34 protein-coding genes are annotated in these 23,828 nt (G+C 46.0%); 32 read left to right on the top strand and 2 right to left on the bottom strand.

What is annotated here, in order from left to right:
* Positions 1 to 46: 46 nt before the first annotated feature.
* Complete coding sequence (locus AACQ75_RS13755) at positions 47 to 526, bottom strand: TIGR02444 family protein (RefSeq protein WP_013855908.1); 480 nt, start codon at positions 524 to 526, stop codon at positions 47 to 49.
* Position 527: 1 nt separating this feature from the next.
* On the bottom strand, positions 528 to 2,447 hold the full coding sequence (locus AACQ75_RS13750) for an ABC transporter ATP-binding protein (protein WP_170888838.1): 1,920 nt from the start codon (positions 2,445 to 2,447) through the stop codon (positions 528 to 530).
* A 132-nt stretch (positions 2,448 to 2,579) separates the two neighbouring features.
* Between AACQ75_RS13750 and kefG the strand changes: the two genes are divergently transcribed.
* The 32 genes from kefG to rpmJ all read left to right on the top strand — a co-directional run bounded on the left by kefG (position 2,580) and on the right by rpmJ (position 23,759).
* The gene (kefG, locus tag AACQ75_RS13745) at positions 2,580 to 3,167 is read left to right on the top strand and encodes a glutathione-regulated potassium-efflux system ancillary protein KefG (protein WP_026029181.1); all 588 of its coding nucleotides are present in this window, start codon (positions 2,580 to 2,582) and stop codon (positions 3,165 to 3,167) included.
* Entirely contained in the window at positions 3,151 to 4,950 is a 1,800-nt protein-coding gene (gene kefB / locus AACQ75_RS13740) for a glutathione-regulated potassium-efflux system protein KefB (protein WP_088732893.1), read from the top strand. The genes kefG and kefB overlap by 17 nt, the downstream gene beginning before the upstream one ends.
* Positions 4,951 to 4,981: 31 nt before the next feature.
* Positions 4,982 to 5,182, top strand: coding sequence for a YheV family putative zinc ribbon protein (locus tag AACQ75_RS13735; protein ID WP_010318749.1), 201 nt, complete (start codon positions 4,982 to 4,984; stop codon positions 5,180 to 5,182).
* Positions 5,183 to 5,279: 97 nt separating this feature from the next.
* Positions 5,280 to 5,876, top strand: a complete 597-nt coding sequence (slyD, locus tag AACQ75_RS13730; protein WP_013855912.1) for a peptidylprolyl isomerase — start codon at positions 5,280 to 5,282, stop codon at positions 5,874 to 5,876.
* A gap of 216 nt (positions 5,877 to 6,092) precedes the next feature.
* Positions 6,093 to 7,034 carry an isoaspartyl peptidase/L-asparaginase family protein gene (locus tag AACQ75_RS13725; protein ID WP_017046741.1) on the top strand — a complete coding sequence of 314 codons (942 nt, stop codon included), beginning with the start codon at positions 6,093 to 6,095 and terminating at the stop codon, positions 7,032 to 7,034.
* Between the two features lie 129 nt (positions 7,035 to 7,163).
* Positions 7,164 to 8,462, top strand: a complete 1,299-nt coding sequence (locus tag AACQ75_RS13720; RefSeq protein ID WP_013855915.1) for an adenylosuccinate synthase — start codon at positions 7,164 to 7,166, stop codon at positions 8,460 to 8,462.
* Positions 8,463 to 8,680: 218 nt separating this feature from the next.
* Entirely contained in the window at positions 8,681 to 9,316 is a 636-nt protein-coding gene (motX, locus tag AACQ75_RS13715; RefSeq protein WP_013855917.1) for a flagellar protein MotX, read from the top strand.
* Positions 9,317 to 9,477: 161 nt separating this feature from the next.
* The gene (gene rnr, locus AACQ75_RS13710; RefSeq protein WP_170888837.1) at positions 9,478 to 11,925 is read left to right on the top strand and encodes a ribonuclease R; all 2,448 of its coding nucleotides are present in this window, start codon (positions 9,478 to 9,480) and stop codon (positions 11,923 to 11,925) included.
* A 17-nt stretch (positions 11,926 to 11,942) separates the two neighbouring features.
* The gene (rlmB, locus tag AACQ75_RS13705) at positions 11,943 to 12,683 is read left to right on the top strand and encodes a 23S rRNA (guanosine(2251)-2'-O)-methyltransferase RlmB (RefSeq protein WP_017042851.1); all 741 of its coding nucleotides are present in this window, start codon (positions 11,943 to 11,945) and stop codon (positions 12,681 to 12,683) included.
* 423 nt (positions 12,684 to 13,106) lie between these two features.
* Positions 13,107 to 13,418, top strand: coding sequence for a 30S ribosomal protein S10 (gene rpsJ / locus AACQ75_RS13700; protein ID WP_001181007.1), 312 nt, complete (start codon positions 13,107 to 13,109; stop codon positions 13,416 to 13,418).
* A 14-nt stretch (positions 13,419 to 13,432) separates the two neighbouring features.
* Positions 13,433 to 14,062 (top strand): 50S ribosomal protein L3, encoded by a 630-nt coding sequence (gene rplC, locus AACQ75_RS13695; RefSeq protein WP_013855921.1) that lies wholly within the window; start codon positions 13,433 to 13,435, stop codon positions 14,060 to 14,062.
* Positions 14,063 to 14,078: 16 nt separating this feature from the next.
* On the top strand, positions 14,079 to 14,681 hold the full coding sequence (gene rplD, locus AACQ75_RS13690) for a 50S ribosomal protein L4 (protein WP_010318759.1): 603 nt from the start codon (positions 14,079 to 14,081) through the stop codon (positions 14,679 to 14,681).
* A complete protein-coding gene (gene rplW / locus AACQ75_RS13685; protein ID WP_010318760.1) occupies positions 14,678 to 14,980 on the top strand; it encodes a 50S ribosomal protein L23 in 303 nt (100 codons plus the stop codon). The genes rplD and rplW overlap by 4 nt, the downstream gene beginning before the upstream one ends.
* A 16-nt stretch (positions 14,981 to 14,996) precedes the next feature.
* The gene (gene rplB, locus AACQ75_RS13680) at positions 14,997 to 15,821 is read left to right on the top strand and encodes a 50S ribosomal protein L2 (protein ID WP_013855922.1); all 825 of its coding nucleotides are present in this window, start codon (positions 14,997 to 14,999) and stop codon (positions 15,819 to 15,821) included.
* Between the two features lie 20 nt (positions 15,822 to 15,841).
* The gene (rpsS, locus tag AACQ75_RS13675) at positions 15,842 to 16,120 is read left to right on the top strand and encodes a 30S ribosomal protein S19 (RefSeq protein WP_010318762.1); all 279 of its coding nucleotides are present in this window, start codon (positions 15,842 to 15,844) and stop codon (positions 16,118 to 16,120) included.
* A gap of 10 nt (positions 16,121 to 16,130) precedes the next feature.
* Positions 16,131 to 16,463 carry a 50S ribosomal protein L22 gene (gene rplV, locus AACQ75_RS13670; protein WP_026027327.1) on the top strand — a complete coding sequence of 111 codons (333 nt, stop codon included), beginning with the start codon at positions 16,131 to 16,133 and terminating at the stop codon, positions 16,461 to 16,463.
* Positions 16,464 to 16,482: 19 nt separating this feature from the next.
* Positions 16,483 to 17,181: a 30S ribosomal protein S3 gene (gene rpsC, locus AACQ75_RS13665; protein ID WP_010318764.1), complete on the top strand. Its 699-nt coding sequence runs from the start codon at positions 16,483 to 16,485 to the stop codon at positions 17,179 to 17,181.
* A gap of 11 nt (positions 17,182 to 17,192) precedes the next feature.
* The gene (rplP, locus tag AACQ75_RS13660; protein ID WP_010318765.1) at positions 17,193 to 17,603 is read left to right on the top strand and encodes a 50S ribosomal protein L16; all 411 of its coding nucleotides are present in this window, start codon (positions 17,193 to 17,195) and stop codon (positions 17,601 to 17,603) included.
* The gene (rpmC, locus tag AACQ75_RS13655) at positions 17,603 to 17,794 is read left to right on the top strand and encodes a 50S ribosomal protein L29 (RefSeq protein ID WP_010318766.1); all 192 of its coding nucleotides are present in this window, start codon (positions 17,603 to 17,605) and stop codon (positions 17,792 to 17,794) included. Before rplP ends, rpmC begins: the two co-directional genes overlap by 1 nt.
* A complete protein-coding gene (gene rpsQ, locus AACQ75_RS13650; RefSeq protein WP_013855925.1) occupies positions 17,794 to 18,048 on the top strand; it encodes a 30S ribosomal protein S17 in 255 nt (84 codons plus the stop codon). The genes rpmC and rpsQ overlap by 1 nt, the downstream gene beginning before the upstream one ends.
* Before the next feature lie 160 nt (positions 18,049 to 18,208).
* The gene (gene rplN / locus AACQ75_RS13645) at positions 18,209 to 18,580 is read left to right on the top strand and encodes a 50S ribosomal protein L14 (RefSeq protein WP_010318768.1); all 372 of its coding nucleotides are present in this window, start codon (positions 18,209 to 18,211) and stop codon (positions 18,578 to 18,580) included.
* A 12-nt stretch (positions 18,581 to 18,592) separates the two neighbouring features.
* Positions 18,593 to 18,910 (top strand): 50S ribosomal protein L24, encoded by a 318-nt coding sequence (gene rplX, locus AACQ75_RS13640; protein WP_010318769.1) that lies wholly within the window; start codon positions 18,593 to 18,595, stop codon positions 18,908 to 18,910.
* A gap of 24 nt (positions 18,911 to 18,934) precedes the next feature.
* Entirely contained in the window at positions 18,935 to 19,474 is a 540-nt protein-coding gene (rplE, locus tag AACQ75_RS13635) for a 50S ribosomal protein L5 (protein WP_010318770.1), read from the top strand.
* 17 nt (positions 19,475 to 19,491) lie between these two features.
* Positions 19,492 to 19,797, top strand: a complete 306-nt coding sequence (rpsN, locus tag AACQ75_RS13630; protein WP_010318771.1) for a 30S ribosomal protein S14 — start codon at positions 19,492 to 19,494, stop codon at positions 19,795 to 19,797.
* A 29-nt stretch (positions 19,798 to 19,826) separates the two neighbouring features.
* Complete coding sequence (rpsH, locus tag AACQ75_RS13625) at positions 19,827 to 20,219, top strand: 30S ribosomal protein S8 (RefSeq protein WP_010318772.1); 393 nt, start codon at positions 19,827 to 19,829, stop codon at positions 20,217 to 20,219.
* 10 nt (positions 20,220 to 20,229) lie between these two features.
* On the top strand, positions 20,230 to 20,763 hold the full coding sequence (gene rplF / locus AACQ75_RS13620) for a 50S ribosomal protein L6 (protein ID WP_010318773.1): 534 nt from the start codon (positions 20,230 to 20,232) through the stop codon (positions 20,761 to 20,763).
* Between the two features lie 9 nt (positions 20,764 to 20,772).
* Complete coding sequence (rplR, locus tag AACQ75_RS13615; RefSeq protein ID WP_013855926.1) at positions 20,773 to 21,126, top strand: 50S ribosomal protein L18; 354 nt, start codon at positions 20,773 to 20,775, stop codon at positions 21,124 to 21,126.
* A gap of 14 nt (positions 21,127 to 21,140) precedes the next feature.
* Positions 21,141 to 21,641 carry a 30S ribosomal protein S5 gene (gene rpsE, locus AACQ75_RS13610; RefSeq protein WP_010318775.1) on the top strand — a complete coding sequence of 167 codons (501 nt, stop codon included), beginning with the start codon at positions 21,141 to 21,143 and terminating at the stop codon, positions 21,639 to 21,641.
* A 5-nt stretch (positions 21,642 to 21,646) separates the two neighbouring features.
* Positions 21,647 to 21,823, top strand: a complete 177-nt coding sequence (rpmD, locus tag AACQ75_RS13605) for a 50S ribosomal protein L30 (protein ID WP_004398455.1) — start codon at positions 21,647 to 21,649, stop codon at positions 21,821 to 21,823.
* Positions 21,824 to 21,828: 5 nt separating this feature from the next.
* Positions 21,829 to 22,263 carry a 50S ribosomal protein L15 gene (gene rplO, locus AACQ75_RS13600; protein WP_010318777.1) on the top strand — a complete coding sequence of 145 codons (435 nt, stop codon included), beginning with the start codon at positions 21,829 to 21,831 and terminating at the stop codon, positions 22,261 to 22,263.
* Positions 22,264 to 22,283: 20 nt separating this feature from the next.
* Positions 22,284 to 23,618, top strand: a complete 1,335-nt coding sequence (secY, locus tag AACQ75_RS13595) for a preprotein translocase subunit SecY (protein ID WP_017046739.1) — start codon at positions 22,284 to 22,286, stop codon at positions 23,616 to 23,618.
* Between the two features lie 27 nt (positions 23,619 to 23,645).
* Positions 23,646 to 23,759 carry a 50S ribosomal protein L36 gene (rpmJ, locus tag AACQ75_RS13590; protein ID WP_000868186.1) on the top strand — a complete coding sequence of 38 codons (114 nt, stop codon included), beginning with the start codon at positions 23,646 to 23,648 and terminating at the stop codon, positions 23,757 to 23,759.
* Positions 23,760 to 23,828: the final 69 nt, after the last annotated feature.

Below are 23,828 nucleotides of genomic sequence, written 5' to 3'. Positions count from 1 at the left end.
TTTTATGAATTGCGACCAGTATACACCGAGCGAGCAATTGATGTAGTTACGGTTTTTGAGAATGAGGCGCCGGGGTTTTAAAAGCGAGATGCAAATGCTCACAGCCAAGCTGGCGACAGTAACGCAGCGTTAATTGTTCATCATGGTTATTCTGCAATGCCAATGCGTTGATACATTCCACAAGGTCAGCTTGCTGCTGCTTTTCAAGCTGCAGCTCAAATTGCAGCGCCTCGCGGTACAGCGTATCTGGCACCATGCTTTTCAAACGTCGTCTTAACTCTCGGTAACTGTGCAGCAGCGCTTCTGAACGACCGATACATTGAGTGACATTTTGCCAGTCAGCATCGGCAACCGTCACTTGTTGCTCATCAAGCCATTTGAGTAGCAGCAATAAGTTGACGTTGCCGTGGAAGTTATTTTGTAAACTTAAGCACGCCTCTTTCACTTCTCGCACGCTGTAGTATTGCAAACTGAATTGCCATAAGCGTTCTAAAGTCAGTGATAATCGTACGTGCTCTTGGCTCATCTTAGCGACTGAATTCCTGCTCTAGTTGTTCGAGTGTCTCTTGTTCCGACATCCATTCCATTTCGATCGCTTCAAGTGCCGATTTACTGCGAGCTTGAAGCGCAATCACTTCGGTAAGTTTAGCTTTGTTTTCGGCTTCATACAGCGAAGTATCAGACAATTGCGCTTCAGTTTGCGCCAGTGCCGCGTTCAATGTGTCCATTTTCGCTTCGAGTTGTGTCAGTTTTTTGCGAATTGGTGCGGTTTGGATGCGAAATTCCGCTTCTCGGCGCTTTTGATCTTTTTTGGCTGCGGCACTGTTGCTGCTGTCTTTGGCAGGTTGCTGAGATTGAACTTCTCTACGTTCCGCTTTTTGCTGTTCTGTCAGCCACTTGTAGTAGTCGGTCAAATCCCCATCGAAAGGCGCGACTTGACGATCGTGCACCAAGTACAAGTCATCGGTGGTTGCGCGCAGTAGATAGCGATCATGGCTGACGATGACCATCGCGCCTTCAAAGGTTTGCAGGGCAAACGTTAGGGCTTGACGCATATCCAAGTCTAAGTGGTTGGTGGGTTCATCAAGCAGCAGCAAGTTCGGTTTTTGCCACACAATTAGCGCAAGCACTAAGCGAGCCTTTTCACCCCCGGAAAACGGAGCGATTTTCTCTAGCGCTTTGTCGCCTTGGAAACCAAAACTACCCAGATAATTACGTAGCTCAAGTTCGTTTTTATCCGGGGCGATTTGCATCATGTGCTGCAGTGGGGTCTCTTCTGGATGCAGTGTTTCTAACTGATGCTGGGCAAAGTAACCAATCTTTACACCCTGCGAATAAGTGAGATCGCCGCCTTGCGGTTTTAACTCACCGGAGAGCAATTTAATTAATGTTGATTTACCCGCACCGTTACGTCCGAGTAATCCAATACGGCTTCCCGGTACAAGGTTGAGGCGAATTTTTTCTAAAATTAAACGTTCACCATACCCGGCGTAGACTTCGTCCATCATCATGATTGGGTTAGGCAGTGCTGAAGGCTCTCGAAATTCGAAATTAAATGGGTTATCAAATTGAGCTGGCAGCACTTTCTCCATTCGTTCCAACGCTTTGATACGACTTTGTGCTTGGCGAGCTTTGGAGGCCTTGTAGCGGAAACGGTCGATGTAGCTTTGCATGTGCACCATCTGCTTTTGCTGCTTCTGGTATATGGCTTGCTGCAAGATCAGTTTTTGCGCCCGTTGATTTTCAAACGATGAGTAGTTTCCGGTGTATTCATTCATGGTTTGATTTTCGATATGGATGATGCGTCCGACGATCGGATCAAGAAAATCGCGGTCATGGGAAATCAAGATCAAGGTGCCGGGATAGTTTTGTAACCAACGTTCAAGCCACATGACGGCGTCCAAATCCAAGTGGTTGGTTGGTTCATCAAGCAGCAGTAAATCCGAGCGGCACAACAGCGCTTGCGCTAAGTTTAAGCGCATCCGCCAACCACCCGAAAATTGCGTTAAACTCCATCCCATCTGTTCTTGGCTAAACCCCAAACCATCAAGCAGTTCAGAAGCGCGGGCGCGAATACTGTATCCGCCGATGGTTTCAATTTTTCCATGCAGCTCTGCAACCAAGGTTCCTTGGTCAGCCTCTTCAGCAACGCTGAGGCGTCGTTCTAATTCACGATATTCACGATCGCCATCGATGACATATTCAATCGCATTGCGATCAAGAGCCGGAGTTTCTTGGGCAACCCAAGCCAGTTCCCAATGAGCTGGTTTACTGAAGGAGCCAGCGTCAATAGACAGCTCATCTTTGAGTAGGGCAAAGAGCGTTGATTTGCCACAGCCATTTTTGCCTACTAGGCCAACTTTATCGCCCGGCTGGATAGTTGCAGAGGCCTTTTCAAGGAGCGGTTTACCGCCGCGCAGTAATTGAATATCAGAGAAGGTAATCATAAAAATCTATTTTTCATATCGAGACGTTATCGCGTGGAATAGTAGGGGCAATAAGGATAAATGTCGATCATTATGCAAATTGCGTTATTATGCTTAATAACATATTGATAACTATTGGGAGCGCAGACAAAAATGTCCACCACCGTCATGCCTGACCAAATTACACCTAAAATATTGGTGATTTATGCGCATCCTGAGCCATTAAACTCCATCGCCAATCAAACCATGCTGCTCAATATTGCGTCACTTTCCCACGTCACAGTGCATGACTTGTATGCAACCTATCCCGATTTTTTTATCGATGTGCACGCAGAGCAGCAAAAACTACTTGAGCATGATGTGATTGTGTTTCAACACCCTCTTTATATGTATTCCTGCCCAGCGCTACTCAAAGAGTGGTTTGATCGCGTGCTTGCCAAAGGGTTTGCCTTCGGCGGACAGACGGCGTTGCATGGTAAATACTGGCGTAGCGTCATCACCACGGGCGGAAAAAAAGAAGCGTTTGATGAGCGGGGCTACAACAAATACCCACTGGATCAAATTCTCCAACCATTTGAATTAACCGCGGCTCTGTGTTGTATGAATTGGATGGAACCGTTAGTCCTCTACTGGTCACGTAATGTGAGTGATATGGAGCGCTATCAACACGCTGAGCATTATCGGCACTGGTTACAACATCCACTGGCCACACAAGGAGAGCTTGATGGCGTTAAGCGGTGATTTTTTACAAAGCAGCGTGGTGTTTTTAACCGCGGCTGTGGTGGCCGTACCGATTGCTCAGCGTGCAGGGCTGGGTTCGGTGCTCGGCTATTTGTTAGCTGGTGTAGCCATAGGCCCTTGGGGGCTCGGTTTAATCAGTGATGTGCAAGCCATATTGCACTTTGCTGAATTTGGCGTGGTGCTGCTGTTGTTTCTGATTGGGCTGGAATTAAACCCCAAAAAATTGTGGCAGATGCGTGGGCCGATCCTTGGTTTGGGTGGCGCGCAGGTAGTGGTAAGTACCTTAGTCATTGCCAGTATTGCTTATCTATTAGGCGTTAACTGGCAGAGTAGTTTAGTGATTGGTATGGGCCTTGCGCTCTCTTCGACAGCAATCGCATTACGCGTAATTGAAGAGCAAGGGCTAACGCGCAGTGAAGCTGGCCAGTCTGGTTTTGCGGTACTGCTTTTTCAAGATATCGCTGTCATCCCGATGTTGGCCTTTTTGCCTTTACTGGCAGGCAACGCCGGTGGAAGCTGGTTAGATGTGACTTGGATGTTGGGTGGCATTACCGCTTTGCTGGTCGGGGGGCATTTTCTATTGAGCCCGCTGTTTCGTTATATTGTAACCAGTGGTGTGCGTGAACTTTTTACCGTTGCCGCCTTATTGTTGGTGATTGGGATTGCACTGTTAATGCAGCAGCTTGGCTTGTCAATGGCACTCGGTACTTTCCTTGCTGGCGTGTTGCTGGCAGAAAGTGAATTTCGCCATGAACTTGAGATCGCGATTGAACCGTTTAAAGGGTTATTGCTCGGGCTATTTTTTATTGCCGTTGGAATGGCGGTTAATTTGGGCTTATTGGCGCAAGCGCCGCTGCAAGTGTTGGCGGCTGTATTAGGTCTAGTGGTGCTGAAAGGAGGAATCCTTTATCTCCTCGCACGTTTATCGGGTACGCGTTCTAAAGCACGCAGCAAAATGGCGGCGATCCTCAGCCAAGGCGGCGAGTTCGCGTTCGTGATTTTCACAGCGGCAAGCGCACAGGGTGTGCTATCACAGGATCAAGTGGCCTTTTTGCTCGTTGTGGTCAGTCTGTCGATGGTCACCACACCTTTATTACTGACGATTCAGGACAAATGGTTTGCGCGAAAATTGAACCTCAGCAGTGACGATGAGATGCATTCCGATGTCGTCAATAAACAGCCGCAAATCATCATTGCGGGTTTTGGCCGTTTTGGGCAAATTGTAGGGCGTTTGATGTACGCCAATAAGATTAAAATTACCGTATTAGAAAGCGATGCCAGTCAAATTAAATTATTGAGAGAGTACGGTTATAACGTTTTTTATGGTGATGCAACTCAACTTGAACTGTTGCGCGCCGCGGGTGCAGAAGAAGCTGAGGCGATTGTCATCTGTACTGATGCGCCCGATGAAGTGATGAAAATTGTCGAGCTTTGTCAGCACCATTTCCCGCAGTTAAAGATCTTAGCTCGCGCTCGTAGCCGGGTAGAGGCGTATCAGTTACTCAGCCATGGGGTCGATAAATACTCGCGGGAAACTTTCTTAGGCGCTTTGGACCTCGGCCGACAAGTACTGGTCGAATTGGGCATGCACCCTTACCAAGCCAAGCGCGCCGAAGCACATTTTAGAAAACTCGATAATGCGATGCTCAAAGAGCTGCTACCGCAACATAACCAAGACAAACAACTCGCACTGCGCGCCAAAGAGGCACGTAAAGAGCTGGAAGAAATATTTGGGCGTGAAATGGATAATGATCGCCAATCTCGTCATTATTGGGAAAAATAACGCCAATCAATATTCAGTTGTAGGATGTAACGTGAAACAGAAAAAACGCTTTATTGCCGGTGCAAAGTGCCCAAGTTGTCAGTCACAAGATACTCTGCGCTGGTGGGTTGAAAACAACATAGAGCTCGTTGAGTGTGTCGAGTGCGACTACCATGAGCAGCGAAAGCCCAAATCTGTAGAAAAAAGTGAACATGCTCGGCAAGAGATGATCGGGATTTTTAAACCAGAATAATTGAGTTTCTGGAATAGATCTTCATAATACGCCTCATACCGATCGATTTCTTAGGTTTGAAGATGACAACCTAGGAACAAACCTCCTTGGAGTTGTTATGAAAATTGAAAAGAACGTGGTTGTAAGCCTAGCCTACCAATTAGTATTGGAAGATGGTGCAGTCGTAGACCAATCAACAGTTGATGCACCACTAGATTACCTTCACGGTCACAACAATCTAATTACTGGCCTTGAAAATGAGTTGGAAGGAAAAGTTGTGGGCGATAAGTTCACAGCAACTATCGCTCCTGAAGAAGCGTACGGTGAATACAACGATGAGCTTGTACAGCGTGTACCTGCTGAAGTTTTCCAAGGCGTTGATGAAATTGAAGTGGGTATGCGTTTTCTAGCGGATACTGACCAAGGCCAAATTCCAGTTGAAATCACGGAAGTGGATGGTGACGAAGTGGTAGTTGATGGTAACCACATGTTGGCTGGCCAAACATTAACGTTTGATGTAGAAGTCGTTGCGATTCGCGCTGCAACTGAAGAAGAGATCCAACATGGTCACATTCACCAAGCTGGTGGCTGTGGACATGGCCACGACCATGACCACGATCATGATCATGAAGGTGGTTGCTGTGGTGGTGAAGGCCATGACCATGGTGAGAAAAAAGAAGGTTGTTGCGGTGGCGGCAGCTGCGGTTCACATTAATCATTTTTTGGTTGGTAGTGCCAAAGTAGGCAGTAATAACCGACTGATACAATGAAATGGAAAGCGTTAATCGTCATGCGATTAGCGCTTTTTTGTTGCTTGTTAATTATTACAGTACTCACTTGCCGCCTACCTGCAACTTCAAGTTATTTGGGTATAGTTAATGTGTAGAACAGAAGTGTATTGCCTCTCAATTTATTAAGTTAAGGAATTCTCATGTCACAACCTTTTGCTATAGCAATTCATGGCGGCGCTGGAACCATCATTCGTCAACAAATGAGCGAATCATTAAAGCGCGATATTTTGAACACGCTAGAAAGTGCTGTCCGAGCGGGGCATCAAGTACTGGCACAAGGTGGTGATGCACTGGATGCGGTGGTTGAGGCTGTGAAAATACTTGAGGACTCTCCGTTGTTTAACGCAGGAAAAGGTTCGGTGTTAACGCATCAAGAGATGGTGGAGATGGACGCCTCTGTCATGCATGGCAAAATGATGGACGCAGGCGCGGTCGCTGGGGTTCGGCACATTAAAAATCCGGTGCAGCTCGCGCGTGATGTAATGAAGCACAGTGATCATGTGTTGTTGATTGGTGAGGGCGCAGAAGCGTTTGCTTTTACTCAAGGGCATCAATATACAGAACAAGATTACTTTTTTACTGAGCGTCGTTATGAACAGTTGCTAGCGATGAAAAGCAACAATCAATTTGCTTTGTCGGAAGCAAAATTCCCAGATGACAAGAAATTTGGCACTGTTGGCGCAGTTGCATTGGATAAACAAGGCAACCTTGCGTCTGCTACTAGTACCGGTGGCATCACAAATAAAAAATTTGGTCGCGTCGGCGATTCTCCCATCATAGGGGCAGGTACGGTGGCTGAAAATGGTAATGTAGCGGTATCGACAACGGGCATGGGGGAATATTTCATTCGTAAAATGGTTGCCAGTGACGTTGCCGCTCGCATGCGTTATTTAAAAGAAGATGTTCATACCGCATGTGAAACCATTATTCAGGGTGAACTTAAAACGCTCGGTGGTGAGGGTGGATTGATCGCCATTGATGCGCAAGGCGACATTCATTTTGCAATGAACAGTTCCGGTATGTACCGTGCATGTGTTGATCGTCAAGGAGAGCTGATCGTAAAAATATATTCGGATGAGTAACTTACGCGCCTAATAACTGAATCATTTATTAAGTTATATTTTTATGACATTTTCGTGTTTAAAAAAGGACTGCAAGGAAAAGGATTCGGTGCTAGAATCCTTTTTTAACTAGCAATCAGACTTGGAAAGATGGGAAATAACGTAGTCGTTCTAGGCACCCAATGGGGTGACGAAGGCAAAGGTAAAATCGTAGACCTTTTAACTGAAGATGCAAAATACGTGGTTCGCTACCAAGGCGGCCATAATGCAGGCCACACTTTGGTCATTGACGGTGAAAAAACCGTTCTTCATTTAATTCCATCCGGCATTCTTCGCAATAAAGTGAAATGCATCATCGGCAACGGTGTTGTGCTTTCACCTGACGCACTAATCAATGAAATGAAGCCTCTAGAAGAGCGTGGTATTCCAGTCCGCGAACGTCTTTTCATTTCTGAAGCTTGCCCACTTATTCTTCCTTACCACATTGCGCTTGACCAAGCTCGTGAAACGGCTCGTGGTAAAAAAGCAATTGGTACGACAGGTCGTGGTATCGGTCCTGCTTATGAAGACAAAGTGGCTCGTCGTGGTTTACGCGTTGGTGACTTGTTCGATATGGCTTCATTTGCAGAAAAGCTAAAAGAAGTGATGGAGTTCCATAACTTCCAACTTGAGCATTTCTACAAAGCTGAACCAGTAAGCTACGAATCCGTACTTGAGCAAGCACAAGGCTATGCTGATTTGCTGACTTCGATGGTGATCGACGTGACCGATGAACTTGATGCAGCGCGTAAGCGTGGCGACAAAATCATGTTCGAAGGTGCGCAAGGTACTATGCTTGATATTGACCACGGTACATACCCATACGTAACGTCTTCTAACACGACTGCTGGTGGTGTTGCTGCAGGTTCTGGTTTCGGCCCTCGTCATCTAGGTTATATTCTAGGTATCGCGAAAGCTTACTGTACTCGCGTTGGTGCAGGTCCATTCCCAACCGAATTGGATGATGAAATCGGTAATCACCTAGGCACGAAAGGCCATGAGTTTGGTGCTACAACAGGCCGTAAGCGCCGTTGTGGTTGGTTTGATGCGGTAGCGATGCGTCGCGCCATTCAAATTAACTCAGTCACAGGCTTCTGCTTGACTAAACTTGACGTACTTGATGGTCTAGAAGAGCTAAAAATCTGTACGGGTTACCAAATGCCAGATGGCTCAATTGCTCAAGTATCACCAATGGCAGCTGACGCTTTTGAAGCGGTAACACCTATTTACGAAACTATGCCTGGTTGGTCTGAAAATACTTTCGGTGCTAAATCAATTGATGCTCTGCCACAAGCGGCGCTTGATTACATCAAACGTATTGAAGAGTTGACTGGTGTACCTGTTGACATCGTTTCTACAGGTCCAGATCGTAACGAAACCATTATCAAGGTTCACCCATTTTCAGTTTAATGGTTGATTGATAAACGTTTTTAAAACCGGCTTTCAGAGCCGGTTTTTTTATACCTGTATTGATGATATTTTGTCCTTGGTGTGGCAATAAATGGCCGAATAACGGCAAATTTTGTCTAAAGAGTTTGCCGCACTGGTCGATAAAGTTATCAAGCCCAGCCCTAGATGAAACTGAGGCTATAATTTTAAGGCTATCGATAGACATAAAGAGTGCAGGTATGAAGCTACGAACGGTAGCAGCTTCATTGTTTTTAGCGCTGACCTCATCCTTGAGTCATGCCAACGTGGCGGAAGTGGGTGAGCCAGTCCCTATTTACACCGAAGCTGAACTAATCAAGTTAATTGAGCAAAATAAACATTTAGAGCAAGTCAAGGCCGACAACTGCCAATTGGTAGAAGATATTGTTGCGCGTGCTACTCGCATCAGCCTGCCTTCCTACGAGTTTTTGTATGGAGATATGCTAGCGTGGGGGGTCTGTGTAGATCAAGATGTCGAACTTGGCTTGTACTATATGGAAAATGCAGCTCATCAAGGTTTACCCGCTGCGTTAGAGCAGCTTGGGCGTTATTATTCGCGTGGTACTTTAGTACAGCAGGATAAAGAGCGAGCTATTCCCTATCTGCGTGAAGCCGCTGCGATGGGCAATATTAATGCTCGTATCCATCTAGCTGAGCTGTTGCTGCGTGATTATGGTAGCCCGCTCGATTACGAAGATGCTTATCGCTGGCTCTATAATTCGGTGACTATCGATCAAAGAATACATTCTCGGATCTCTATGCTCCGGCAGGGGTTAGAGCAGCGAATGCCACAAAATGTGGTTGCGCGAGCCAAGCGCAGAGATACGTTTTGGTAGCCTTCATTATTGCTTTTCTTATTTCGCCCACACGGTTGGGCGAAGTCATTTCTGCGCTTTTCGTCTAACGCATTAGCCTATAATAATCAATACGCTGCTGTAGCTTCTGCCGTGAGTCAGTTATACTCTGGCTATCTCTCCTTGCTTTAGCAGGTCTGCCTATGTCTGAAATTATCAATAACGATCCTTTTGCGGATCGAGAATCTAGCAATTACGAAAATCCAATTCCAAGCCGAGAATTCATCCTCGAATTTCTAACCGAAGCCAATGTACCGATGAATCGTAATGATCTTTTTGAGGCATTGGGTTTATCTGGTGAAGAGCAATACGAAGGGCTACGCCGTCGTTTGCGTGCGATGGAGCGAGATGGCCAATTGGTATTTACTCGTCGCCAATGCTATGCATTGCCAGAAAAACTGGAAATGATCAAAGGTCACGTAATCGGACATAAAGATGGTCATGGGTGGGTTCGTCCTGATGGCAGCGTTGGCAAAGATAACGATGTTTTGCTACCTCATCACCAAATGCGTACCATTATTCATGGCGACTACGTGCTGGTACAACCGACAGGCACGGATAAAAGAGGCCGTAAAGAAGGGCGTTTGGTCCGAGTGTTGGAAGAACGTAAAACCCAACTTGTTGGGCGTTTCTTCCTCGAAAATGGCTACTCTTATGTCGTGCCCGATGATTCACGCATCACTCAAGACATCTTGATCCCTAATGAGCACAAAGGCGGAGCTCGCATGGGGAACGTGGTGGTGATTGAAATTACCGATCGCGGTGCCAGAGCAAGAGGAATGACAGGCAGGGTTGTTGAAGTACTTGGGGAAAATATGGCTCCCGGTATGGAGACACAAATAGCGATTCGCACTCACCAGATCCCTCATGAGTGGCCGCAAGAAGTATTAAAGCAAGTCGAAAACCTGAGAGAAGAAGTTCCAGAAGAGGCGAAGCAAGGGCGCGTGGATCTGCGTCAATTACCTTTAGTGACTATTGATGGTGAAGACGCGCGTGACTTTGATGACGCGGTTTATTGCGAAGCCAAAAAAGGTGGTGGCTGGCGTCTCTGGGTTGCGATTGCTGACGTAAGTTATTATGTGCGCCCCGATACGGCTCTTGATAAAGAAGCGATCAACCGTGGTAACTCAGTTTACTTCCCATCGCAAGTCGTCCCTATGCTACCGGAAGTACTGTCGAACGGTCTTTGTTCACTTAATCCACAAGTCGACCGTCTATGCATGGTGTGCGAAATGACAGTCTCTGCAACGGGCAAAATTTCGGGTTACAAACATTACGAAGCCGTAATGAACTCTCATGCCCGTTTAACTTACAACAAAGTACATGCCATTCTTGAAGGGGATGAAGAGCTACGTGAACGTTATCAAACCGTGGTTCCTCATCTTGAAGAACTCTATTCGATGTATAAGGTGCTAAAAGCAGCGCGTGATGAGCGTGGCGGTATCGAATTTGAAACGATTGAAACTAAGTTTATTTTTAATGCTGAGCGTAAAATCGACAGCATTGAACCTGTTGTCCGTAATGATGCGCATAAAATAATCGAAGAGTGCATGATCCTCGCTAATATTGCTTCAGCATCGCTGGTGGAAAAAGCGAAAGAGCCCGCTCTGTACCGTATCCATGAATCACCGGGAGAAGAGCGTTTGACCGGCTTTAGGGATTTCTTAGGCGAGCTTGGCTTGAACTTAGCGGGTGGGCTAGAGCCTTCGCCAACCGATTACGCTAACTTAATGAAACAGATTGGTGAGCGCCAAGACAAAGAGTTGATCCAAACCATGTTACTGCGTTCCATGAAGCAGGCTGTGTATAACGCGGATAACTGTGGTCACTTTGGTTTAGCGCTCAAACGCTATGCGCACTTTACTTCACCTATTCGTCGCTACCCTGATCTCCTATTGCACCGCGCAATTAAATATTTGATTGCCAAAGAATCGGGCAATCACACCGACCGTTGGACAACCACAGGTGGTTATCACTACTCTTTTGATGACATGGACTTCTATGGTCAGCAATGTTCAATGACAGAACGCCGTGCTGATGATGCGACGCGTGAAGTATCTGATTGGCTCAAGTGTGAATACATGCAAGATCATGTAGGCGAAGAGCTTGATGGAGTCATAGCCAACGTGACAGGTTTCGGTTTCTTCGTTCGTTTAACTGAGTTGCACATTGATGGATTGGTCCATATTTCAACGCTAGCGAATGACTACTATCAATTTGATCCCGTGGGACAACGATTGATCGGCGAAAGTTTTGGCAACATCTATCGCTTAGGTGACGCCGTTAAAGTCAAAGTGTTATCCGTCAACTTGGATGATCGTCAAATTGACTTTGAAATCGTGGGCACTAGCCGTAAGCTGCGCGGAGAAGGCAAGACAGCGAAGAAACGTGCAACGGATGCACGAGAGAAAGCACGTGGCAAGAAGGTGACATCAAGTAAAGGAAAGGCAACTCCTTTAGTTGAAGCGACTAAACGCCCAGATGAAAAAAGTAGTGAAGGCTCAAAACCTGAACGAAAAAAAAGCAAAACAACAAAAGCACGCAAAAAGAAACCCGCGGCCAAAGCAAATAAAGCGCGTGCTAGTAAATAACGATCAATGGGTAAATCATGAGTAACGAATGTATTTATGGTATTCACGCGGTCAGCGCTGTACTTGAAAAAGATCCAGCGCGATTGATAGAAGCGTTTGTACTAAAAGGGCGACAAGATGATCGCCTGCTTCCACTGTTAAATGAACTGCAACATTGCGGTGTCTCTATTCAACAGATGGGACGTAAAACATTGGATGACAAGGCTCAAGGGGCGAATCATCAGGGCATCATTGCTCGTGTAAAACCAGCAAAACAGCTTAATGAGCATGATTTAGAAGCAATCATCGCACAGCATGAACAACCGCTATTACTTGTTTTGGATGGTGTTACCGATCCGCATAATCTCGGCGCATGCTTACGTAACGCCGATGCTGCTGGGGTCGCTGCAGTGATCGTACCAAAAGATAAGTCAGCACCAATGACAGCAACGGTCAGCAAAGTCGCTTGTGGCGCTGCTGAAACTGTGCCTTTAGTACGAGTGACGAATCTTGCACGTACCATGCGCGCCCTTCAAGAACAAGGCGTATGGTTTGTTGGCACTGCCGGTGAGGCGACGCATGACATTTACCAAGCCAAACTGACAGGGCCCCTTGCGATTGTTATGGGCGCTGAAGGGGATGGTATGCGCCGCTTAACGCGCGAAACCTGCGATGATCTGATTAAAATACCGATGGCGGGCACCGTTTCTAGCCTGAACGTATCAGTAGCGGCTGGGATATGTCTGTTTGAAGCAGTGAGACAGCGCCAAGCTGTATAATTGTGCATCAGGGATAAAAGGATAGGGTAGTGAGTGCTCACCTCATCCTTCTATCCCTTCTATTACTTCCTCAGTGAAAGAAGAAATAGATAGTTTATAAGTTTAATTTCTACACAGCGCTTGCATGTGTAATGGTGATCTGTATAATGCACCGCACTGGTTAAATCCAGTTGTGAACCAATGAGCAGTGAGGAGTAAACTGACCTAGCTGTTAGTTTAGTAACGTATACTCAGCTTATGTTCGCAGTTAATACAATTAGCTCTGTTGCGTTTAGTAATAGATTAAAGTTAATCGAAAATTAACTGACAATGTGCCTAATTTTGGCACTACGGTTTCACATAAATCAATCGGCATTCTCTCGTTTTAACGAGTTTGAGTGGCGATATTGTTTGTGTAATTTTTAATTATTGGAGCTCTGTCTCATGCAGAACCAACGTATCCGTATCCGCCTAAAAGCGTTCGATTACAAACTAATCGATGCTTCTACAGCGGAAATCGTTGAAACAGCTAAGCGTACCGGCGCACAGGTTCGTGGTCCTATTCCACTTCCTACTCGTAAAGAGCGTTTCACTGTTCTTATCTCTCCACACGTCAACAAAGATGCTCGTGATCAGTACGAAATTCGTACTCACAAACGTCTAATCGACATCGTTGAGCCAACAGATAAAACTGTTGATGCACTGATGCGCCTAGATCTAGCTGCTGGCGTTGACGTACAAATCAGCCTAGGTTAAGGGAGATTAGAAGAATGATTGGTCTAGTCGGACGTAAAGTGGGTATGACCCGCGTATTTACTGAAGAAGGCGTTTCTATCCCAGTAACTGTTGTTGAGGTTGAAGCAAACCGTATTTCTCAAGTGAAAACTCTTGAGACTGACGGCTATGCAGCAATCCAGGTAACTACTGGTACTAAGAAAGCCAACCGTGTAACTAAACCAGAAGCTGGTCACTTTGCGAAAGCAGGTGTAGAAGCTGGTCGCGGTCTTTGGGAATTCCGTTTAGAAAACGGCGAAGAGTTTGAAGTTGGCACTGAGCTAAATGTAGAACTTTTCAACGAAGTTAAAAAAGTAGACGTTACTGGTACATCTAAAGGTAAAGGTTTCCAAGGTGCTGTTAAGCGCTGGAATTTCCGTACCCAAGATATGACTCACGGTAACTCTTTGTCTCACCGTGCACCGGGTTCAATTGGCCAATGTCAAACTCCAGGTCGCGTGTTCAAAGGCAAAAAAATGGCAGGTCACATGGGTGCTGAGCGTGTAACGACTCAAAACCTAGAGATCGTACGTGTTGACGCTGAGCGCAATCTGCTTCTTATTAAAGGTGCAGTACCAGGTGCAACTGGCGCTAACGTGATCGTCAAACCAGCTATTAAAGCATAACGTCTAGGAGTAAGTAATGGAATTGATGGTTAAAGGTGCTAACGCACTAACTGTTTCCGAAACTACTTTCGGACGTGAGTTCAACGAAGCCCTTGTACATCAAGTAGTTGTTGCGTATGCAGCAGGTGCTCGTCAAGGTACTCGTGCTCAAAAGACACGTTCAGAAGTTTCTGGCGGTGGCGCTAAGCCATGGCGTCAAAAAGGTACTGGCCGTGCACGTGCTGGTACAATTCGTAGCCCAATCTGGCGTACAGGTGGTGTTACTTTTGCTGCGAAACCACAAGATCACAGCCAAAAAGTAAACAAAAAAATGTACCGTGGTGCTATGAAGAGCATTCTTTCTGAACTAGTTCGTCAAGAGCGTTTAATCGTTGTTGATAACTTCTCAGTAGAAGCACCAAAAACTAAAGAGCTATTAGCTAAGCTTAAAGAACTTGAGCTTAACGATGTACTCATCGTTACTGGCGAAGTAGACGAGAATCTATTCTTAGCTGCTCGCAACCTATATAAAGTTGACGCACGTGACGTAGCGGGTCTTGACCCAGTTAGCCTAATTGCGTTTGACAAGGTTCTAATGACTGCAGAAGCAGTTAAGCAAGTTGAGGAGATGCTGGCATGATCAGTGAAGAGCGTCTACTAAAAGTTCTACGTGCACCGCACATCTCTGAAAAAGCAACTATGACTGCTGAGAAAGCGAACACTATCGTTTTCAAAGTAGCAAAAGATGCAACTAAGAAAGAGATCAAAGCAGCTGTAGAAAAGCTATTTGAAGTTGAAGTTAAGTCTGTAAATACTCTTATCACTAAGGGTAAGACCAAACGTCAAGGTCTACGCCAAGGTCGCCGCAGCGACGTTAAAAAAGCGTATGTGACTTTGAAAGAAGGTCAAGATCTTGACTTTGTTGGCGGCGCGGAATAACAGGAGTAGTTGAATAATGGCTATTGTTAAATGTAAGCCGACTTCCCCTGGTCGTCGTCACGTCGTTAAAGTTGTTAACGCTGACCTACACAAGGGTAAGCCATACGCACCTCTTCTAGAGAAAAACTCTAAGAATGGTGGTCGTAACAACAACGGTCGTATCACAGTACGTCATATCGGTGGTGGTCATAAGCAACACTATCGTTTGGTTGACTTCAAACGTACTAAAGATGGCATCCCAGCGAAAGTTGAGCGTCTAGAATACGATCCAAACCGTAGCGCAAATATCGCTCTAGTTCTGTACGCAGACGGCGAGCGTCGTTACATTATCGCACCTAAAGGTGTTCAAGCTGGTGATACAATCCAGTCTGGTGTTGATGCGCCAATTAAAGCAGGTAACACTCTGCCAATGCGCAACATCCCAGTGGGTTCTACTATTCACTGTGTTGAACTTAAGCCTGGTAAAGGTGCACAGCTAGCTCGTTCGGCTGGTGCATATGCTCAACTTGTCGCTCGCGACGGTACTTATGCAACTATCCGCCTACGTTCTGGTGAAATGCGCAAAGTACTTTCTGAAGGCCGTGCAACAATCGGTGAAGTTGGTAACTCTGAGCACATGCTACGTGAACTAGGTAAAGCTGGTGCTTCACGCTGGCGCGGCGTACGTCCAACTGTACGTGGTGTAGTAATGAACCCGGTTGACCACCCACACGGTGGTGGTGAAGGCCGCACATCTGGTGGTCGTCACCCAGTATCTCCTTGGGGTATGCCTACTAAGGGCTTCAAGACTCGTAGCAACAAACGCACCGACAAGTACATCGTACGTCGTCGTAATAAGTAATCTATATAAGAGGATAAGCCATGCCACGTTCTCTCAAGAAAGGTCCATTTATTGACCTACACTTGCTGAAGAAGGTAGAGAAAGCGGTGGAAAGCGGAGACAAAAAGCCTATTAAGACTTGGTCCCGTCGTTCAATGATCATTCCATCAATGATTGGTTTGACCATCGCTGTCCATAATGGTCGTCAGCACGTTCCAGTATTTGTCACTGATGAAATGATCGGTCACAAACTGGGCGAATTCGCACCAACTCGTACTTACCGTGGTCACGCTGCGGATAAGAAAGCTAAGAAGCGCTAAGGAGTAAATGATGGAAGCTATTGCTAAACATAACTTTGCTCGCATTTCTCCTCAGAAAGCTCGCTTAGTTGCAGATCTAATCCGTGGTAAATCTGTGGATCAGGCTCTTGAAATCCTAACTTTCAGCAACAAAAAAGCGGCTGTATTAGTTAAGAAAGTTCTAGAGTCAGCTATCGCTAACGCAGAACACAACGAAGGTGCAGATATCGACGATCTTAATGTCGCTAAAATCTTCGTAGATGAGGGCCCGGTCATGAAGCGTATTATGCCTCGTGCAAAAGGCCGTGCGGATCGTATCTTGAAGCGTTCAAGCCACATCACTGTTGTTGTAGCAGACCGCTAAGAGACTAGGAGAGTAAGCAATGGGTCAGAAAGTACATCCTAATGGTATTCGTCTTGGCATCGTTAAGCCTTGGAATGCTACATGGTTTGCTAACACCAAAGATTTCGCTGACAACCTAGACGGCGACTTCAAGGTACGTCAGTTCCTTACTAAGGAACTTTCAAAAGCGTCTCTATCACGCATCGTTATCGAGCGTCCTGCTAAGAGCATTCGTGTGACTATCCACACTGCTCGCCCAGGCGTTGTTATCGGTAAGAAAGGTGAAGACGTTGAGAAGCTACGCGCAGCTGTAGCTAAAATTGCAGGTGTACCAGCGCAAATTAACATCGCTGAAGTACGTAAGCCTGAGCTAGACGGCCAATTAGTGGCTGATAGCATCGCGTCTCAACTAGAGCGTCGCGTTATGTTCCGTCGTGCTATGAAGCGTGCGGTACAAAATGCTATGCGTCTAGGCGCTAAAGGTATCAAAGTGGAAGTAAGCGGTCGTCTTGGCGGCGCTGAAATTGCACGTTCTGAGTGGTACCGTGAAGGCCGTGTGCCTCTACACACTCTACGTGCTGACATTGATTACGCAACTTCTTCGGCTCACACTCAATACGGTGTGATCGGCGTTAAAGTTTGGATCTTCAAGGGTGAAATCCTTGGTGGTATGCCAGCTGCAAACGCTGTTGAGCCAAAGGCTGACAAGCCTAAGAAGCAGCGTAAAGGCCGTAAGTAAGGAGTCGACTGATGCTACAACCTAAACGCACTAAGTTCCGTAAGGTTCATACTGGTCGCAACCGCGGTCTAGCTAAAGGTACTGACGTAAGCTTCGGTACATTTGGTCTTAAAGCCGTTGGACGTGGTCGTCTAACTGCTCGTCAGATCGAAGCGGCACGTCGTGCAATGACACGTCACGTTAAGCGTCAAGGTAAAATCTGGATCCGTGTGTTCCCAGATAAGCCAATCACTGAAAAACCACTAGAAGTTCGTCAAGGTAAGGGTAAAGGTAACGTTGAGTACTGGGTAGCCCAAATCCAACCTGGTAAGGTTATGTACGAAATGGACGGTGTACCTGAAGAATTGGCACGTGAAGCGTTCCGCCTAGCGGCTCGTAAACTGCCATTCAAAACTACATTCGTAATTAAACAGGTGATGTGATGAAAGCACTAGATCTACGCGCAAAAAGCGCTGAAGAGCTTAACGCTGAGCTACTGAATTTGCTACGTGAACAGTTCAACTTGCGCATGCAAGCTGCAACTGGCCAACTACAGCAAACTCATACTTTGAAAGCTGTACGCCGTGATATCGCACGCGTTAAAACTGTTTTGACTGAGAAGGCAGGCGAATAATGAGCGACAAAATTCGTACTCAACTAGGTCGTGTTATTAGTGACAAGATGGATAAATCTATCACTGTTGCTATCGAGCGCATGGTGAAACACCCAATTTACGGTAAATTCGTAAAGCGTACGACTAAAGTACACGCACATGACGAAAACAACGAGTGTGGCCTAGGCGATACCGTTGAGATTCGTGAGTGTCGTCCTCTGTCTAAGACTAAGTCTTGGACATTGGTTAAAGTTATAGAAAAAGCGAAGATGTAATCATCGTTATTCTATGATTTTAAACGGCTCCAAAGTTTTTTTGGAGCCGTTTATTTTTTGTCTACCCAATCTTAGGAAAGGGTGGTACAATTCGCGTCCCTTTTAAAGAGGCAGCCCGACCCGAGAGGGTCTAGTTTTAATATTTAGCGGAGCACTAACAATGATCCAAATGCAAAGTACACTTGATGCAGCTGATAACTCAGGCGCGCGCAAGGTAATGTGTATTAAGGTTCTGGGTGGCTCTCACCGCCGTTATGCACATATCGGTGACATCATCAAAGTTACAGTGAAGGAAGCAATTCCTCGCGGTAAAGTTAAAAAAGGTGATGTACTGAAGGCGGTGGTAGTTCGCACCCGTAAAGGCGTACGTCGTCCAGACGGTTCTGTCATTCGCTTCGACCGTAATGCTTGCGTATTGTTGAACAATAATACAGAGCAACCTATCGGTACACGTATCTTTGGTCCAGTGACTCGTGAACTTCGCAATGCGAAATTTATGAAAATCGTGTCACTAGCACCTGAAGTTCTGTAAGGAGCGGCACACATGGCAGCTAAAATCCGTCGTAATGACGAAGTAATCGTTCTTGCTGGTAAAGATAAAGGCAAGAAAGGTAAAGTAACTAAGGTTCTCGTAACTGGTAAAGTTATCGTTGAAGGTATCAACCTTGTTAAGAAACACCAAAAGCCGGTTCCGGCTCTAGGTCAACAAGGTGGCATCGTTGAACAAGAAGCAGCTATTGATGCTTCTAACGTTGCAATCTTTAACGCAGCAACTGGTAAAGCGGACCGTATCGGTTTCCGTTTTGAAGACGGCAAAAAAGTTCGTTTCTTCAAATCTAACGGTGAAATCGTTTCTAACTAATTAGAAGTAATTTGGAGTTCTACTATGGCGAAACTGCATGATTACTACAAGTCGTCTGTAGTGACTGAACTGACCAAACAGTTCGGTTACACAAGCGTCATGCAAGTCCCTAGGATTGATAAAATCACCCTAAACATGGGCGTTGGTGAAGCTATCAACGATAAGAAACTATTAGAAAATGCAGCAGCTGATATGGCTACGATCTCTGGTCAAAAACCACTGATCACTAAAGCTCGTAAATCTGTTGCAGGTTTCAAAATTCGTGAAGGCTACCCAATTGGTTGTAAAGTAACCTTGCGTGGCGAACGTATGTGGGATTTTTTAGAGCGTTTAATCTCTATTGCACTTCCACGTGTACGTGACTTCCGTGGTGTTAGCGCTAAGTCTTTTGACGGACGCGGTAACTACAGCATGGGCGTTCGCGAGCAAATCATCTTCCCAGAAATCGACTACGATAAAGTCGATCGTGTACGCGGTCTTGATATCACTATCACGACTTCTGCTGGTACCGATGAGGAAGGCCGTGCTCTGCTGGCTGCCTTTAACTTCCCATTCCGTAAGTAAGGTGAAGGGTTACTGTTATGGCTAAACAATCAATGAAAGCACGTGAAGTAAAACGTGCAAAGCTAGTAGCTAAGTTCGCAGAAAAGCGTGCAATGCTAAAAGCTACCATCAGCGATGTAAACGCATCTGAAGAAGATCGTTGGAACGCAGTTCTTAAACTGCAAGCTCTTCCACGTGATTCAAGTGCTTCACGTCAGCGCAACCGTTGCAACCAAACTGGTCGTCCACACGGTTTCCTACGTAAGTTCGGTCTAAGCCGCATCAAAGTTCGCGAAGCTTGCATGAAAGGCGAGATTCCTGGACTTCGTAAGGCTAGCTGGTAATTGCCACTTAATCATTTGGAGTAAATCTTATGAGCATGCAAGATCCGATTTCGGATATGCTGACCCGCATTCGTAACGGTCAGGCAGCAAATAAAGTTGCTGTAAAAATGCCTTCTTCAAAGCTTAAAGTTGCAATTGCTGCACTGCTAAAAGCTGAAGGTTATATCGCAGATTTCGCTGTTGAAGGCGAAGTAAAACCTGAGCTAGAAGTTACTCTTAAGTACTTCCAAGCTAAACCAGTAATCGAGCAAATCCAACGTGTTTCACGTCCTGGTCTACGCGTTTATAAGAAAAAAGACGCGTTACCAACAGTGATGGGCGGTATGGGTGTTGCTGTGGTGTCCACTTCCAAGGGTCTGATGTCTGACCGTGCTGCTCGCAAAGCAGGTCTTGGCGGTGAAATCATTTGCTACGTAGCGTAAGGAGTAGGATATGTCTCGTGTTGCTAAAGCACCTGTCGCTATTCCAGCTGGCGTAGAGGTGAAACTAAACGGCCAAGAAATCACTGTAAAAGGTGGTAAAGGTGAGCTGACTCGCGTCCTGAATAAAGGCGTAGTTATTGCACAGGAAGAAAACAACCTTACTTTCGGTCCTCGTGAAGGTGTTGCTAACGCTTGGGCACAAGCAGGTACTGCTCGTGCACTAGTAAACAACATGGTTGTTGGTGTTACTGCAGGCTTTACTAAGAAGCTTGTTCTTAAAGGTGTTGGTTACCGTGCTGCTATTAAAGGCAACTCAGTAAGTCTTACTTTAGGCTTCTCACACCCTGTAGAGCATGAACTACCAGCGGGTATCAATGCTGAATGTCCTAGCCAAACTGAAATTGTCCTAACTGGTTGCGATAAGCAAGTAGTGGGTCAAGTTGCGGCTGACATCCGTTCTTACCGTGAGCCAGAACCTTATAAAGGTAAAGGCGTCCGTTACGCAGATGAAAATGTGCGTAGTAAAGAAGCTAAGAAGAAGTAAGGTAACACTATGGATAAGAAAGCATCTCGCATCCGTCGTGCTACACGCGCACGTCGTAAGATTGCTGAACTGGGTGCAACTCGCCTAGTAGTACACCGTACTCCTCGTCACGTGTACGCTCAGGTTATCGCATCAAACGGCTCTGAGGTTATCGCAGCAGCTTCTACTGTAGAAAAAGCGATCCGTGAGCTAGTTAAGAACACCGGTAACGTAGACGCAGCTAAAGCGGTAGGTAAAGCTATTGCAGAACGCGCTCTTGAAAAAGGCGTATCAGCTGTTGCGTTTGATCGTTCTGGTTTCCAATACCACGGTCGAGTAGCGGCGCTAGCAGAATCTGCTCGCGAAGCTGGTCTGAAATTCTAAGGTAGGGTTGGAAGATGGCTAAAGAACAACAACAAGCTAGTGATTTGCAAGAAAAATTAATCGCAGTTAACCGTGTTTCTAAAACGGTTAAAGGTGGTCGAATCATGAGCTTTACTGCACTAACTGTAGTTGGTGACGGTAATGGTCGCGTAGGTTTCGGATACGGCAAAGCTCGTGAAGTACCTGCAGCGATTCAAAAAGCAATGGAAAAAGCGCGTCGTAACATGGTTACTATCGCTCTTAACGAAGGCACTCTTCACCACGCGGTGAAAGGTCGTCACTCGGGCTCTAAAGTTTACATGCAGCCAGCTGCAGAAGGTACAGGTGTTATCGCCGGTGGTGCGATGCGTGCTGTACTAGAAGTTGCCGGTGTACATAACGTACTTGCGAAAGCGTACGGTTCTACTAACCCAATCAACGTTGTTCGTGCAACAGTTGCTGGTCTAGTAGATGTGAAGTCACCAGAAATGGTTGCAGCTAAACGTGGTCTCACTGTTGAAGCGATTTCGGAGTAAGCACCATGGCAACTATTAAAGTAACTCAAACTAAAAGCTCAATTGGTCGTCTACCAAAGCACAAAGCTACTTTGCGTGGTCTAGGCCTTCGTCGTATCAACCATACAGTAGAACTTGAAGATACACCGTGTGTACGCGGTATGATCAACAAGGTTTACTACATGGTTAAAGTTGAGGAGTAATCAGAATGCGTTTGAATACTCTATCACCGGCTGCTGGTTCTAAGCACGCTCCTAAGCGTCTAGGCCGTGGTATCGGTTCTGGCCTTGGTAAAACAGGTGGCCGCGGTCACAAAGGTCAAAAGTCACGTTCTGGCGGTACAGTTCGTCCAGGTTTTGAAGGCGGTCAAATGCCTCTAAAACAACGTCTACCTAAATTCGGTTTCACTTCTCGTAAGAGCCTAGTGTCTGCTGAAATTCGTCTAGCTGAGCTAGCGAAAGTTACGGGTGACGTGGTCGATCTAAACAGCTTGAAAGCAGCTAACCTAATCACTAAGAACATCGAAAATGTTAAAGTTGTTCTTTCTGGTGAGATTAGCAAAGCAGTGACTGTGAAAGGTCTTCGCGTGACTAAAGGCGCTAAAGCTGCAATCGAAGCTGCAGGCGGTAAAATCGAGGAATAATCTCGAGGAACGAGGTACAGATGGCTAAGAAACCAGGACAAGATTTTCGTAGTGCTCAGAGCGGCTTAAGTGAGCTAAAGTCGCGCTTATTATTCGTAATTGGTGCACTTTTAGTATTCCGAGCCGGTTCTTTTGTGCCGATTCCTGGTATTGACGCAGCTGTACTTGCCGATTTGTTCGAACAGCAAAAAGGTACCATCGTTGAAATGTTTAACATGTTCTCCGGTGGTGCTCTTTCGCGTGCATCTATCTTAGCATTGGGCATCATGCCGTATATTTCGGCATCAATTGTTGTCCAATTGCTAACTGTAGTTCATCCAGCGTTAGCCGAACTCAAGAAAGAGGGTGAGGCAGGGCGTCGTAAGATTAGCCAATATACGCGTTATGGCACGCTTGTACTTGCAATATTCCAAGCTATTGGTATCGCAACAGGCTTACCAAACATGGTCAACAATCTGGTTGTTATCGACCAAACCATGTTTACCCTGATTGCTACCGTGAGTTTAGTAACTGGCACCATGTTCTTAATGTGGTTAGGTGAACAAATTACTGAGCGTGGAATAGGAAATGGTATTTCCATTTTGATTTTTGCAGGTATTGTTGCTGGATTGCCTTCGGCAATCGGACAAACGATTGAGCAAGCGCGTCAAGGTGAATTGCATGTGCTTCTTCTGTTGTTAATTGCGGTACTTTCTTTTGCTGTAATTTATTTCGTTGTTTTCATGGAGCGTGGTCAGCGTCGTATTGTCGTTAACTATGCAAAGCGTCAACAAGGTCGTAAAGTGTTTGCAGCGCAAAGTACTCACTTGCCATTGAAAATTAATATGGCGGGTGTAATACCTGCAATTTTTGCATCGAGTATTATTTTGTTCCCAGGAACATTAGCTCAGTGGTTTGGTCAAAATGGTGAGAGCAGCACATTCGGTTGGTTAACTGATGTGTCTTTGGCTCTTAGCCCTGGTCAACCTCTGTACGTTATGCTTTATGCAGCAGCGATTATTTTCTTCTGTTTCTTTTACACAGCGTTGGTATTTAACCCTCGTGAAACAGCGGATAACTTGAAGAAGTCCGGTGCGTTCGTACCCGGCATCCGCCCAGGTGAGCAGACAGCGAGATACATTGATAAAGTAATGACCAGACTAACCTTAGCGGGTGCTCTCTACATTACCTTTATCTGTCTGATTCCCGAGTTCATGATGGTCGCGTGGAACGTACGTTTCTACTTCGGCGGCACATCACTACTTATCGTAGTGGTTGTGATTATGGACTTTATGGCACAGGTACAGACTCATATGATGTCCCAACAGTATGATTCTGTGTTGAAAAAAGCAAATCTGAAGGGCTACGGCCGTTAATTCAGATTTCACTTACGGAGTTTAGCAATGAAAGTTCGTGCTTCCGTTAAAAAAATCTGTCGTAACTGTAAAGTAATCAAGCGTAACGGCGTCGTTCGCGTGATTTGCAGTGAGCCAAAGCACAAGCAGCGCCAAGGCTAATTAGCAGAAATTTTTACTTGAAATATAAAGGTCGGTCGAGTATATTCCTCGGCCTACCTTTTGTGTGCA

It is taken from the genome of Vibrio sp. B1-2 (assembly GCF_963888445.1).
Lineage (GTDB): Bacteria > Pseudomonadota > Gammaproteobacteria > Enterobacterales > Vibrionaceae > Vibrio > Vibrio anguillarum.
The sequence above is the reverse complement of the archived record's forward strand: the minus strand, read 5'-3'. Positions and strand labels throughout refer to the sequence as shown.

Coding starts and splice junctions, on each gene's coding strand:
- AACQ75_RS13755 (WP_013855908.1), bottom strand. CDS start 526: ATGAGCCAAGAGCACGTACGATTATCACTGACTTTAGAACGCTTATGG.
- AACQ75_RS13750 (WP_170888838.1), bottom strand. CDS start 2,447: ATGATTACCTTCTCTGATATTCAATTACTGCGCGGCGGTAAACCGCTC.
- kefG (WP_026029181.1), top strand. CDS start 2,580: ATGTCCACCACCGTCATGCCTGACCAAATTACACCTAAAATATTGGTG.
- kefB (WP_088732893.1), top strand. CDS start 3,151: ATGGCGTTAAGCGGTGATTTTTTACAAAGCAGCGTGGTGTTTTTAACC.
- slyD (WP_013855912.1), top strand. CDS start 5,280: ATGAAAATTGAAAAGAACGTGGTTGTAAGCCTAGCCTACCAATTAGTA.
- AACQ75_RS13725 (WP_017046741.1), top strand. CDS start 6,093: ATGTCACAACCTTTTGCTATAGCAATTCATGGCGGCGCTGGAACCATC.
- AACQ75_RS13720 (WP_013855915.1), top strand. CDS start 7,164: ATGGGAAATAACGTAGTCGTTCTAGGCACCCAATGGGGTGACGAAGGC.
- motX (WP_013855917.1), top strand. CDS start 8,681: ATGAAGCTACGAACGGTAGCAGCTTCATTGTTTTTAGCGCTGACCTCA.
- rnr (WP_170888837.1), top strand. CDS start 9,478: ATGTCTGAAATTATCAATAACGATCCTTTTGCGGATCGAGAATCTAGC.
- rlmB (WP_017042851.1), top strand. CDS start 11,943: ATGAGTAACGAATGTATTTATGGTATTCACGCGGTCAGCGCTGTACTT.
- rpsJ (WP_001181007.1), top strand. CDS start 13,107: ATGCAGAACCAACGTATCCGTATCCGCCTAAAAGCGTTCGATTACAAA.
- rplC (WP_013855921.1), top strand. CDS start 13,433: ATGATTGGTCTAGTCGGACGTAAAGTGGGTATGACCCGCGTATTTACT.
- rplD (WP_010318759.1), top strand. CDS start 14,079: ATGGAATTGATGGTTAAAGGTGCTAACGCACTAACTGTTTCCGAAACT.
- rplW (WP_010318760.1), top strand. CDS start 14,678: ATGATCAGTGAAGAGCGTCTACTAAAAGTTCTACGTGCACCGCACATC.
- rplB (WP_013855922.1), top strand. CDS start 14,997: ATGGCTATTGTTAAATGTAAGCCGACTTCCCCTGGTCGTCGTCACGTC.
- rpsS (WP_010318762.1), top strand. CDS start 15,842: ATGCCACGTTCTCTCAAGAAAGGTCCATTTATTGACCTACACTTGCTG.
- rplV (WP_026027327.1), top strand. CDS start 16,131: ATGGAAGCTATTGCTAAACATAACTTTGCTCGCATTTCTCCTCAGAAA.
- rpsC (WP_010318764.1), top strand. CDS start 16,483: ATGGGTCAGAAAGTACATCCTAATGGTATTCGTCTTGGCATCGTTAAG.
- rplP (WP_010318765.1), top strand. CDS start 17,193: ATGCTACAACCTAAACGCACTAAGTTCCGTAAGGTTCATACTGGTCGC.
- rpmC (WP_010318766.1), top strand. CDS start 17,603: ATGAAAGCACTAGATCTACGCGCAAAAAGCGCTGAAGAGCTTAACGCT.
- rpsQ (WP_013855925.1), top strand. CDS start 17,794: ATGAGCGACAAAATTCGTACTCAACTAGGTCGTGTTATTAGTGACAAG.
- rplN (WP_010318768.1), top strand. CDS start 18,209: ATGATCCAAATGCAAAGTACACTTGATGCAGCTGATAACTCAGGCGCG.
- rplX (WP_010318769.1), top strand. CDS start 18,593: ATGGCAGCTAAAATCCGTCGTAATGACGAAGTAATCGTTCTTGCTGGT.
- rplE (WP_010318770.1), top strand. CDS start 18,935: ATGGCGAAACTGCATGATTACTACAAGTCGTCTGTAGTGACTGAACTG.
- rpsN (WP_010318771.1), top strand. CDS start 19,492: ATGGCTAAACAATCAATGAAAGCACGTGAAGTAAAACGTGCAAAGCTA.
- rpsH (WP_010318772.1), top strand. CDS start 19,827: ATGAGCATGCAAGATCCGATTTCGGATATGCTGACCCGCATTCGTAAC.
- rplF (WP_010318773.1), top strand. CDS start 20,230: ATGTCTCGTGTTGCTAAAGCACCTGTCGCTATTCCAGCTGGCGTAGAG.
- rplR (WP_013855926.1), top strand. CDS start 20,773: ATGGATAAGAAAGCATCTCGCATCCGTCGTGCTACACGCGCACGTCGT.
- rpsE (WP_010318775.1), top strand. CDS start 21,141: ATGGCTAAAGAACAACAACAAGCTAGTGATTTGCAAGAAAAATTAATC.
- rpmD (WP_004398455.1), top strand. CDS start 21,647: ATGGCAACTATTAAAGTAACTCAAACTAAAAGCTCAATTGGTCGTCTA.
- rplO (WP_010318777.1), top strand. CDS start 21,829: ATGCGTTTGAATACTCTATCACCGGCTGCTGGTTCTAAGCACGCTCCT.
- secY (WP_017046739.1), top strand. CDS start 22,284: ATGGCTAAGAAACCAGGACAAGATTTTCGTAGTGCTCAGAGCGGCTTA.
- rpmJ (WP_000868186.1), top strand. CDS start 23,646: ATGAAAGTTCGTGCTTCCGTTAAAAAAATCTGTCGTAACTGTAAAGTA.